The sequence below is a fragment of the Rahnella sp. AA genome, assembly GCF_002834385.1.
Taxonomy (GTDB): Bacteria; Pseudomonadota; Gammaproteobacteria; order Enterobacterales; family Enterobacteriaceae; genus Rahnella.
Window position 1 is genome coordinate 139,316 of record NZ_PITQ01000002.1, and the last position, 11,433, is coordinate 150,748.

Annotated in this window: 8 protein-coding genes; all 8 read right to left on the reverse strand. The window is 49.5% G+C overall.

Features of this window, described 5'->3' with window-relative positions; all coding sequences use genetic code 11:
* Window positions 1-394: 394 nt before the first annotated feature.
* The 8 genes from lpxK to serC all read right to left on the reverse strand — a co-directional run bounded on the left by lpxK (window position 395) and on the right by serC (window position 11,238).
* Complete coding sequence (gene lpxK, locus CWS43_RS05505) at window positions 395-1,384, reverse strand: tetraacyldisaccharide 4'-kinase (RefSeq protein WP_101075924.1); 990 nt, start codon at window positions 1,382-1,384, stop codon at window positions 395-397.
* Window positions 1,381-3,129, reverse strand: a complete 1,749-nt coding sequence (msbA, locus tag CWS43_RS05510; RefSeq protein ID WP_101075925.1) for a lipid A ABC transporter ATP-binding protein/permease MsbA — start codon at window positions 3,127-3,129, stop codon at window positions 1,381-1,383. Before msbA ends, lpxK begins: the two co-directional genes overlap by 4 nt.
* Before the next feature lie 38 nt (window positions 3,130-3,167).
* The gene (locus CWS43_RS05515) at window positions 3,168-5,441 is read right to left on the reverse strand and encodes a DNA internalization-related competence protein ComEC/Rec2 (RefSeq protein WP_232776705.1); all 2,274 of its coding nucleotides are present in this window, start codon (window positions 5,439-5,441) and stop codon (window positions 3,168-3,170) included.
* A gap of 251 nt (window positions 5,442-5,692) precedes the next feature.
* The gene (ihfB, locus tag CWS43_RS05525; protein WP_013574835.1) at window positions 5,693-5,977 is read right to left on the reverse strand and encodes an integration host factor subunit beta; all 285 of its coding nucleotides are present in this window, start codon (window positions 5,975-5,977) and stop codon (window positions 5,693-5,695) included.
* A gap of 60 nt (window positions 5,978-6,037) precedes the next feature.
* Window positions 6,038-7,714, reverse strand: a complete 1,677-nt coding sequence (gene rpsA, locus CWS43_RS05530; protein ID WP_101076455.1) for a 30S ribosomal protein S1 — start codon at window positions 7,712-7,714, stop codon at window positions 6,038-6,040.
* 156 nt (window positions 7,715-7,870) lie between these two features.
* Window positions 7,871-8,569, reverse strand: coding sequence for a (d)CMP kinase (gene cmk / locus CWS43_RS05535; RefSeq protein ID WP_101075927.1), 699 nt, complete (start codon window positions 8,567-8,569; stop codon window positions 7,871-7,873).
* A 195-nt stretch (window positions 8,570-8,764) separates the two neighbouring features.
* Window positions 8,765-10,048 (reverse strand): 3-phosphoshikimate 1-carboxyvinyltransferase, encoded by a 1,284-nt coding sequence (gene aroA / locus CWS43_RS05540; RefSeq protein WP_101075928.1) that lies wholly within the window; start codon window positions 10,046-10,048, stop codon window positions 8,765-8,767.
* A 104-nt stretch (window positions 10,049-10,152) separates the two neighbouring features.
* Window positions 10,153-11,238: a 3-phosphoserine/phosphohydroxythreonine transaminase gene (gene serC / locus CWS43_RS05545; protein WP_101075929.1), complete on the reverse strand. Its 1,086-nt coding sequence runs from the start codon at window positions 11,236-11,238 to the stop codon at window positions 10,153-10,155.
* Window positions 11,239-11,433: the final 195 nt, after the last annotated feature.

Sequence of the window (11,433 nt, forward strand, 5' to 3'; positions counted from 1 at the left end):
GTTCGGATGCGTTTGCCCATATCTAAGTTATTTTTTTATAAAAAACCTCTAATGAGCGAATTTGTTTAACGTTTTTTTTATTTAATATTGTGCCATACGGCAATATTAGCCAACAGTACAGACAATTACTTATGGGAGGACTTAGAAGGTTCGTCTTTGAGGAATTATCGGGAAAGAGATAACGTCTGGGAGGAACTGCTTTACTTTACACTCATACATAAATAGCGCTGCAACACAGGCTGCACGCATTTACTCATAACCCACAGGCAATAGCAAGTCATGCTATGTGATAATTTTCACCAGGAATGCTACTCCCGTAAATTAACCTTCTAAATCAGGAGCATTACAATTTAAAATTTACGTAAATTTTTAAAAACACAGCACCTCAGACCGTTTAAAGATGGGTTTTCAAAATCAGATCGGTTATTTTTTGCAGTAATTTCTCAGCCAGCCCTCCCCGGATTTTTGCCTCAACAGGCAAATACCACCAATCCTGCTGAGCAAAAGCGCGACATTTCACTGCATCTTTTTCAGTCATCAGAAGCTGCTGACCGGATTGTACTGTGCCAGAGATCTGCTCACGCGAATATGCCTGATGATCAGCAAAAGCGATTTCCTTTTGCAAATCCACTCCCAGCTGTTTGAGTGTCGCAAAAAAACGTGGCGGATGCCCGATGCCGGCCATAGCTACCACATTATGCAACGTTGCAGCATCACGCTGTTCACCCGTTACCAGATTCACCGCTTTGCCCGGCTGTAAAACCATAGACAGCTCACCGGCATGCGCGGTACCACCGTTAGTTATCACCGCATCAACGGAAAGCAGGCGTGACTGACGTTCACGCATCGGCCCGGCAGGGAGCCAGTGCCCGTTGCCAAAACGCCGCACACCGTCAATAACAACAATTTCGACATCACGCTCAAGCGCGTAATGTTGAAGGCCATCATCCGTAATGATAACGTCCAGCTCATGCGCGGCCAGTAACGCTTTAACTGCACCGGAACGCACCGGCGATACAGCAACGGGCGCTCCGGTTCTCTGGAAGATCAACACGGGTTCATCACCTGCCTGAGCTGGCTTCGTCTCCGCAGTTAATACCAGCGGATAGCTTTCAGCTTTACCGCCGTACCCCCGTGAAACCACACCCACGCGAAAACCATGTTGTTGTAACGTTTCGACCAGCCAGATAACCACCGGCGTTTTGCCATTGCCCCCGGCAGTGAGATTCCCAACCACCACCACAGGCACAGGGGCCCGCCAGCTTTTTTTAAGCCCTGATTTATAGCTGTAACGGATTAAATTCGAGATTAATCCGTACAGCCATGACAAAGGCAAAAGCAAGAGATAGAGCGGAGATTTACCTGACCAGATACGTTCGATCATTGGCCAAACTGCATCCGATAAAGCTGCGAATAAACACCACGTTCTTCCAGCAATGCGGTGTGTGAGCCACGTTCCACAATACAACCATCTTCAATCACCAGAATCTCATCGGCTTTTTCTATGGTCGACAAACGGTGCGCTATCACCAGAGAGGTACGGTTTTTCTGCAATTCATCCAGAGCGGCCTGAATTGCACGTTCTGACTCGGTATCGAGTGCAGAAGTCGCTTCATCGAGGATCAGAATCGGCGAGTCACGCAACAAAGCACGCGCAATCGCGATGCGCTGGCGCTGACCACCAGAAAGCAGGACACCATTCTCGCCAATCACTGTGTCCAGACCTTTATCCATCTTACCGATGAAATCCATCGCATAAGCCATTGTTGCGGCTTTTTCGATTTCTTCACGGGAATAGAGATCAGTGCGGGCATACGCAATGTTGTTGGCAATCGTGTCGTTAAACAAATGAACATTCTGCGATACGAGTGCAACCTGATCGCGCAATGATGACAGGGTATATTCCCGCAGGTCATGACCGTCCATCAGGATTTTGCCTTCCTGAATGTCATAGAAACGCGTCAACAGGTTGGCAATAGTAGATTTACCAGAGCCAGAGCGACCCACCAGTGCGACAGTTTTCCCTTCAGGCAGCGCGAAAGAAATATCGCGTAACGCAGGGACATCGCGACCAGGATAAGTGAAGGTCACTTTCTGGAACTCAACCTCACCTTTAACACGTTTGACTTCCAGCTTACCTTCGTCTTTTTCCTGCTCCATATCCAGGATAGAGAACAACGTCTGACAGGCCGCCATACCGCGCTGGAACTGAGAGTTTACGTTAGTCAGGGACTTAAGCGGGCGCATCAGTGCAATCATCGAGGAAAAGACCACGGTGATCGTACCGGCGCTCAGCGTTTCCATAACAGACGGGAAGCTTGCTGCATACAGCACGAAAGCCAGTGCCAGAGAAGCAATCAGCTGAATGATCGGGTCAGAAATTGAGGAAGCAGAAACCATACGCATACCCTGCTGGCGCATACGGTTACTGACTTTATCAAACCGCTCAGTTTCCACTTTCTGACCACCAAAGATCAGAACTTCTTTGTGCCCTTTCAGCATCTGCTCTGCGCTGGTCGTCACTTGTCCCATTGTGTTTTGCATCGTTTTACTGATGTTACGGAAACGCTTGGACACCACGCGGATAACAACCGAAACGATCGGTGCGATGACCAGTAAGATCACCGAAAGCTGCCAGCTGTAGTAAAACATCATGATAAACAGGCCAATGATTGAGGCCCCTTCACGCACGACGGTGACCAGAGCGCTGGAAGACGATGAAGCCACCTGCTCAGAGTCATAGGTAATACGGGAAAGCAAGGTGCCAGTGGATTGCTGGTCAAAGAATGCAACCGGCATTCTCATCATGTGACCAAACAAGCGGCGGCGCATATGCATAACCACTTTGCCCGATACCCAGGAAATGCAGTAGCTCGAAATGTACCCGCTCACACCGCGAACAATCATCAGACCGATAACGACCAGTGGCATCCAGAGTAAAATTGAGCGGTCTGCTTTTCCGAATCCGTCATCTAAAAGCGGTTTCAGCAAAGACAGCATGAAGGTATCACTGGCGGCGTTGGCGACCAGCGCAATAGCCGCAGCAATCAGCCCGGCCTTAAAAGGTGTGATCATCGGCCATAGGCGACGGAATGTCTGCCACGTGGAGAGATCTTTATCGTTCATCATGCAATATCAACCAGCATCGAAAGAAATAGCGGCCTATTCTACTCATTATCTGCTGATACTCCAAACCGGCGGTGATACCAACGTGGGTTTAATTGCTCCCGTAAGCCTTTAATTGCCCAATAATCACCGTAAATGAACAAGCTCAATTGCCCGGAATCCGACGTGGAATGCCAGTCATAACGGGCTTTGTTGTATCTGCTAACAACTTTATGCGCAGGCAGATGCCATTTATTGAAACGCGCTGCCGAAGCCAGTGCCACTTCCGGCGCAACTGCGCGCAAAAAAGTAGGGGAAGAAGACGTATTACTCCCGTGATGAGGAACCTGAAGCACCGTGGACTGCAACGTCTGCTGCCATTTCCTGATTAAGGCTTTTTCCGTGCCCGCCTCAATATCCCCTGTCAGCAGCAGGCTGAATGAACCATCATCAATACGGATGACGCAGCTGTCATCATTCCGGGCATCTGCAACTTTTGCCCTTGGCCATAAAACGTTGAAATTTAGCCCCTGCCACTGCCAGTGTTCTCCGGCCACACACGCCAGATGGTCCGCTGACATGGAGCTATCTCGCAAGCTTGCCTGAGGATATCCCGACTGGATGAATTCCAGGCCACCCCTGTGATCCATATCGTTGTGGCTGATAATTATCTGTTCTAATTCAATATCGCGCCAATTCAAAAATGGCAGAATATTTTGTTCCGCCGCAGACCCGCCTTCCCATTTATTCCCCGTATCATAGAGAACGCCTTTTCCATTTCGGCTGATCAGCACGGATAAACCATGCCCGACATCAAGCATGTCAACGCGCCATCGCTCTGGGGGGACCCGCAAGAACCACACAACCGATACCGCGCAAAACGACAGCAGTATCGAAAGCCATTGTTTCACATGTCCGATACGACAAAAGATAATACCCAGCCATCCCAGGGCGCTGATAGCCAGACAGTTTTCCCCAAGCGTAAACCAGCCACCGCTGAAAGGCCTTACGCCCCACATTGCCAGGCTCAGCGTAGAATCCGCCACTCTCCAGAGCAATATCTGCATGGCTGCCACCCAGTCGGCAGGAAAAATATTTAAAAACAAGATCAAGAGGATACTGGGAACCGTGAGAAGTGACACAATCGGCACCGCCCATATATTTGCAAGAAATGAGGCGATATTGATACCGTGAAAAATACCTGTTTGCAGGGGCAGCAGGAGCAATGTGATCCCTGCCTGTAAGTGTCCCCAACGCACAACGCTCCAGTACCAGTGCTGCTGAAACTGCGGCGATAATGGCACCCACTGGAACCAGAAAACCAGCGAAGCCACCACAAGACACGATAACCAAAAGCTGTCCGAGAGTAAATTCATCGGGTCTGTCATCAGCAAAAGCGCCACGCCCCATAACCAGATTTGCCAGGGATGGCAACGGACCCGAAAGTAACGCAGCAGGAGCCATAATGAGAATGCCATGGCTGTTCGCAGCGCGGGTGCATTGCAACCGGCAAGCCACGTGTAAGCCAATAAGAAAATCTCACTGACCACCAGAGGAAAGCGATAATCGATAAATCTGACAGGCATAAACCACTGACAAATCCGCGCCAGACAGCCGCCGAATAATGCGGCAATACCGATGTGCAGGCCTGAGATTGCAACCAAATGAGCAATCCCCGTTCGCTTCAACAGCAGCATTTCCGACTTTTGTATAAGCCCCTTCTCACCAAATGCTAATGCAATTAATACCGGCGTATTCGTAAGTTCTGGCATTGTCTGCCGGACTCGTTGAATAAATTGCTGACGCCAGCCTGCGCCGGCGTCAAGAGACTGGCTGTTGTAGATTGTCCCGGTCAGCGGCGCATGTTGAGACAATGCCCAGCGCTGTGCATCGAAGCCGCCTTCATTAAGCAGGCTATGAACCGGACGCAGGCTGACAAGCATTTTCCATCGTTGCCCGGCCATCGGTAGCTCGCCTTGCTCTCCCCATTTAGCCCGGAATGACACCGGGGGGAACACGCGTTTACCATCCACCTTTTCTATCCTGAAAAACCGGGAAGCCCCTTCCATACCCAAATTCACTGTTTGAACTTCGGCAATGACTTCACGTTTAGCACCTTGTAAAGCAGAAATTTGCTGAAGCTGTACTGCCCCCTGATAGGCAGCCCAACAAAAGCTTAAGAATATGACACCTGTAAGTCTGAGTATTTTCCGGTCAGGAAGGAGCAACAAACAGCCAGCAAAAAGTAACGCAATAAGCTGAGCATTCGGAGGGATTTTGGGAAGAAAAATCAGTGGCATCATGCCGGTGATAATGGCAACTGCGACCTCATCCATTGAGATTTTGATGTTTTTACCCTCAGCGTTAAATGGCCCGAAATTCAGATCAACGTCAGGGCTGGAGTATGGTTTTTGAGCAGAAAAGGAACAAGTATCAGAAGGGATCGGTGCGAAGCATTACGCAAATAATCAGCAGAATAGAGATAATGAAGACAGTCTTCAGGTCGAAAATAGCAAAAAAAAACGGCACCTTAAAGGCACCGTTTTACATTCGCTATAGGCAGTCATTTATGTTTCAGGAATAAGCCTTAGCCATAAATGTTCGCGCGATCACGCAACTCTTTACCTGGCTTAAAGTGAGGAACGTACTTGCCGTCCAGCTCAACTTTATCGCCCGTTTTAGGGTTGCGCCCCACACGCGGAGCACGGTAGTGAAGAGAAAAACTGCCAAACCCACGGATTTCGATGCGTTCACCATCAGCCAAGGTTGCAGCCATATGCTCAAGCATCTCTTTCACTGCATCCTCAACAGCTTTCGCCGGGATATGAGAGTGCTGGCCAGCAAGTCTTTCAATAAGTTCAGACTTGGTCATAGTACCTCCAAGCTTTGCAGCTAAACTACCGTATCGGGGCGGCAGAGCCGCCCCCCGTCATTACTCGCCTTTTGCCGCTTTGAATGCTTCAGCCATAGCGTTAGAGAAGTTGCTTTCTTCTGCTGGTTTGTTGTTAACAACAGCGATTGCATCTTTCTCGTCTGCTTCGTCCTTAGCACGGACGGACAGGCTTACTACACGGTTCTTACGGTCAACACCGGTGAATTTAGCTTCAACTTCATCACCAACGCTCAGAACCAGAGTTGCATCTTCAATACGGTCGCGAGAAGCTTCTGAAGCGCGCAGGTAACCTTCTACGCCGCCAGCTAATTCAACTGTAGCACCTTTGGCGTCAACTGCAGTGACTTTACCAGTAACAATAGTACCTTTCTTGTTAACAGACAGGTAGTTATTGAATGGATCTTCAGCCAGTTGTTTCACGCCCAGGGAGATGCGTTCACGTTCTGCGTCAACTTGCAGGACCACAGCTGCGATTTCGTCGCCTTTCTTGTATTCACGAACTGCTTCTTCGCCTGCAACGTTCCAGGAGATGTCAGACAGGTGAACCAGGCCGTCGATGCCGCCGTCCAGACCAATGAAGATACCGAAGTCAGTGATTGACTTGATTTTACCTTCAACACGGTCGTTCTTGTTGTGGGTTTCTGCAAATTGCTGCCATGGGTTGTTTTTGCATTGTTTCAGGCCCAGGGAGATACGACGACGTTCTTCGTCGATATCAAGAACCATAACTTCAACAACATCACCCACGTTAACAACTTTAGATGGGTGGATGTTTTTGTTAGTCCAATCCATTTCAGAAACGTGAACCAGACCTTCAACGCCTTCTTCGATTTCTACGAAGCAGCCGTAATCAGTCAGGTTGGTAACGCGACCAGTCAGTTTAGTACCTTCTGGGTAACGTTTAGCGATAGCGACCCAAGGATCTTCGCCCAGTTGTTTCAGACCCAGTGACACACGGGTACGTTCACGGTCAAATTTAAGAACTTTAACAGTGATTTCATCGCCAACATTGACGATTTCGCTTGGGTGTTTAACACGTTTCCAAGCCATGTCAGTGATGTGCAGCAGGCCGTCAACGCCGCCCAGATCAACGAATGCACCGTAGTCAGTGAGGTTCTTAACGATACCTTTAACTTCCATGCCTTCCTGCAGGTTTTCCAGCAGTTGATCGCGCTCTGCGCTGTTCTCAGACTCAATTACTGCACGACGGGAAACAACAACGTTGTTGCGTTTCTGGTCCAGTTTGATGACTTTGAACTCAAGATCTTTGCCTTCGAGATGCAGCGTGTCGCGAACAGGACGAACGTCTACCAGTGAACCTGGCAGGAACGCACGAATACCGTTCAGCTCAACGGTGAAGCCGCCTTTAACTTTACCGTTGATAACACCGGTAACAGTTGCAGATTCTTCGTAAGCTTTTTCCAGCGTGATCCAAGCTTCATGACGTTTAGCTTTTTCACGGGACAGCAGAGTTTCACCGAAGCCGTCTTCAACAGCGTCCAGCGCAACATCAACTTCGTCGCCAACCTGGATTTCCAGTTCGCCCTGTGCGTTTTTGAATTGTTCTGCCGGGATTGCAGACTCAGATTTCAGACCGGCGTCAACCAGTACGATATCTTTGTCGATAGACACAACAACACCACGAACGATGGAACCAGGACGGGTTTCGATTGTTTTTAAGGATTCTTCAAAGAGTTGAGCAAAAGATTCAGTCATGTTGATAATCTTTAGGTTCTTAAGTTTAACGTCCATCTGGCTTCCTGCAGGATGGGGTTGTTTCAAATGCCCCGCTACAGATCCTTGCGGCGAGGTTAAAAAAAACTATAGCCAAAACTGGCACTGAATATTCTTCAGCACCAGATTACGGCTCGATTACCGGGTTTGTTTTTGCGGCAATCCTAGAATTTCTGTGGCATAAGCCAGTGCTTTTTCGATGACTTCCTCGATGGACATACTGGTCGAATCCAGCAATAACGCATCGGGAGCAGCCACTAAGGGCGCGATAGGCCTGTTACGATCACGGTCATCACGTTCTTTGATCTCGGCTAAAAGCCGTTCAAAGTTAACACTAAAGCCTTTTTCCTGCAACTGTAGCATTCTTCTGTTTGCACGTTCTTCTGAACTTGCGTCCAGGAAAATCTTCACAGGCGCATCAGGGAAAACCACAGTGCCCATATCACGACCGTCGGCAATCAGACCCGGCGCTTCACGAAATGCTCGCTGACGGCGTAATAATGCCTCACGCACACGGGGGAATGCCGCCGCCTGGGAGGCCGTATTGCCTACCGTTTCGGTGCGGATTTCATTGGTTACATCCTCACCTTCTAAAATGACTTGCAACTGACCATCCCGGGCGACAAAACGTACATCAAGATGAGCGGCCAGCGGAACTAACGCTTCTTCTGAGACAATATCAACCTGGTGATGCAAAGCCGCCAGAGCCAGAACGCGGTAAATAGCACCGGAATCCAGCAGTCGCCAGTTGAAAGCTTCAGCCAACGCTTTACACAACGTACCTTTACCTGCACCACTTGGCCCATCAACGGTGATTACCGGGGCGAAAGCCGTCATTTTTGTCTCCTTTCGGTGGGGTATACCCGCTTCATTAGCCTCAGAGGACTAATTCAGGAGCGGCATTATACGCTGCCTTGATGGCAACTGTTACCCCACATTTATCAGTTGCCTAAAAAGCGGACGTTTCTGACACCGTTAAAGCAAAAAGCGGACATCAAAGATGTCCGCCGTCTTCATACATCCCAAAAGAGTTTATGCCAGAGTACTAATTGCAGCCAACCGTTCAAAATAGTCAGGGAAAGTTTTCGCTGTGCATTTTGGATCAAGGATGGTTACCGGCGTATCAGACAGCGCCACGAGCGAGAAACACATCGCCATACGGTGATCGTTATATGTACCGATTTCAGCAAATTTCAGCGCTTTGGGTGGTTCAATGCGGATGTAATCCTCGCCCTCTTCTACCGTCGCGCCGACTTTACGCAGTTCAGTCGCCATCGCAGCCAGGCGGTCGGTTTCTTTAACGCGCCAGTTATAGATATTACGTAAAGTGGTCGGGCCTTCGGCAAAAAGTGCAGCCGTGGCGATAGTCATCGCCGCATCCGGGATATGGTTCATGTCCATATCGATGCCTTTCAGCTCACCGCGCGTACATTCAATGTAATCATCAGCCCACTGGATGGTTGCGCCCATTTTTTCCAGTACATCGGCAAAACGAATATCGCCCTGCATGCTGTTTTTACCGATGCCGGTAACACGCACGGTACCGCCTTTGATGGCAGCCGCTGCAAGGAAATAAGAAGCGGATGACGCATCACCTTCCACCAGATAAGCCCCTGGTGAAACGTATTGCTGTTTTCCTGTGATGCGGAACTGCTGGTATTGGTTGTTCTCAACTTCAATGCCAAACGTTTTCATCAGGTTAAGCGTGATATCGATATACGGTTTCGACACCAAATCACCTTTAATCTGAATCGTGGTGTCATTTTCTGCCAGCGGTGCGGTCATTAATAATGCCGTCAGAAACTGGCTTGATACGCTGCCATCCACGCTGACATTGCCACCGCAAAAACCACCGCGCAGGCGCAGGGGAGGATAATTTTCCTGCTCGAGATAATCAATCTGCGCGCCACCCTGGCGCAAGGCATCAACCAGATGTCCGATCGGGCGCTCTTTCATCCGTGGTTCGCCCGTCAGCACGACATCCTGTTCACCCAGACATAATGCAGCCGCCAGCGGACGCATGGCCGTACCTGCATTCCCGAGGAACAGTTCAGTCCCTTTAGCATTGGAAAAAGCGTGGCCCAGCCCGTCAATTTCGCATTCAGTGCGGGCTGCCGATAAGCGATGCGTAACACCGAGTTCAGTCAGCGCATTCAGCATGTGACGCACATCGTCACTGTCGAGCAGGTTAGTCAGGCGGGTAGTGCCCTGTGCAAAAGCAGCCAGTAAAAGCGCACGGTTAGAAACACTTTTTGAGCCAGGTAAGTTGATGCTGCCGTTAACCAATGCAACGGGTTGTAATGTCAGGGATTCCACTCTTTCTCCAATTCTTCATTTCATAAAATGACCCCGGACAGCGAGCCGGGGTCATTTTTAAGGCTTCTTACTAAAGCATTGTACCGGCCCGAAAGCCAGCGCGCTTAGCCATGGCGTTTTTCGAATTCCGCCATAAAGTCGGTCAGCGCTTTGACACCTTCAATCGGCATTGCATTATAAATGGATGCACGCATCCCACCGGCCACACGGTGGCCTTTCAGCGCATGCAGACCCGCGTCCTGAGCCTGATCCAGGAACAACTTATCCAGTGATGCATCGGCCATCTGGAACGGAACGTTCATCCACGAACGGTTGGCTGCCGCAACCGGGTTACGGTAGAAACCGGTGCGATCGATGGAACCGTACAGCAGTTCAGCTTTGGCCTGATTGCGTTTTTCCATTTCACGCAAACCGCCCTGTTCTTTCAGCCATTTGAAGACCATACCTGACAGATACCAGGCGAACGTTGGCGGAGTATTGAACATGGAATCGTTCTCGGCCAATACGGTGTAATCAAGGATAGAAGGCAGCTCAGTGCGCGCTTTACCTAATAAATCTTCGCGTACGATAACCAGCGTCAGGCCAGCCGGGCCGATATTTTTCTGCGCACCGGCATAAATTACGCCAAAGCGGCTGACATCAATAGGACGCGAAAGGATGCAAGATGAGTAGTCAGCAACAACAATTTTATCGCCGAAATCAGGCATTTCATCGATAGCAATACCATCGATGGTTTCATTCGGACAGTAATGCACATAAGCGGAATCTGCATTCAGCTTCCACTCGCTCATTGGCAGAATGCCGCGTTTGCCGTCAATAGTCGTGGTGACGTCAATAACGTTAGGTGTGCAGTATTTTTGCGCTTCTTTAACAGCGCTGTGTGCCCAGTAACCACCATCAATATAATCAGCAGACGCTTTATCGCCCAGCAGGTTCATCGGCACTGCGGCGAATTGCGCACGTGCGCCACCGTGGCAGAACAGCACTTTGTAGTTCGGGGGGATATTCAGCAGGTCACGAATATCCTTTTCGGATTCTTCGGCTACCTGGATAAATTCCTTACTACGGTGACTGATTTCCATCACCGAGGTGCCCAGTCCGTGCCAGTTACACAATTCCTGCTCTGCACGACGCAATACTTCAGCCGGGATCATTGCCGGGCCTGCACTAAAATTATAAACCTGAGTCATTTCCCCTCACCACTTCTTCTGAGACAGCCACAAAGTAACAACTAATTTACCGGTTTTATCATCCCAGACAAGCAGTCTGCAACGGTTATTCATCACGACCTGATAAACAGCGATGAGAGGCTGAACGCAAGGTTCTTTCCTCCTTTTAATACTGATTTTGCGGGATTATGTTTGCATGAGCAGAGAACGCGCAAA

Bases quoted from the DNA above. Each gene is read 5' to 3' on its own strand.
- CWS43_RS05515 (WP_232776705.1), bottom strand. From the start codon at position 5,441: ATGGATGAGGTCGCAGTTGCCATTATCACCGGCATGATGCCACTGATT.
- msbA (WP_101075925.1), bottom strand. From the start codon at position 3,129: ATGATGAACGATAAAGATCTCTCCACGTGGCAGACATTCCGTCGCCTA.
- ihfB (WP_013574835.1), bottom strand. From the start codon at position 5,977: ATGACCAAGTCTGAACTTATTGAAAGACTTGCTGGCCAGCACTCTCAT.
- rpsA (WP_101076455.1), bottom strand. From the start codon at position 7,714: ATGACTGAATCTTTTGCTCAACTCTTTGAAGAATCCTTAAAAACAATC.
- lpxK (WP_101075924.1), bottom strand. From the start codon at position 1,384: ATGATCGAACGTATCTGGTCAGGTAAATCTCCGCTCTATCTCTTGCTT.
- cmk (WP_101075927.1), bottom strand. From the start codon at position 8,569: ATGACGGCTTTCGCCCCGGTAATCACCGTTGATGGGCCAAGTGGTGCA.
- serC (WP_101075929.1), bottom strand. From the start codon at position 11,238: ATGACTCAGGTTTATAATTTTAGTGCAGGCCCGGCAATGATCCCGGCT.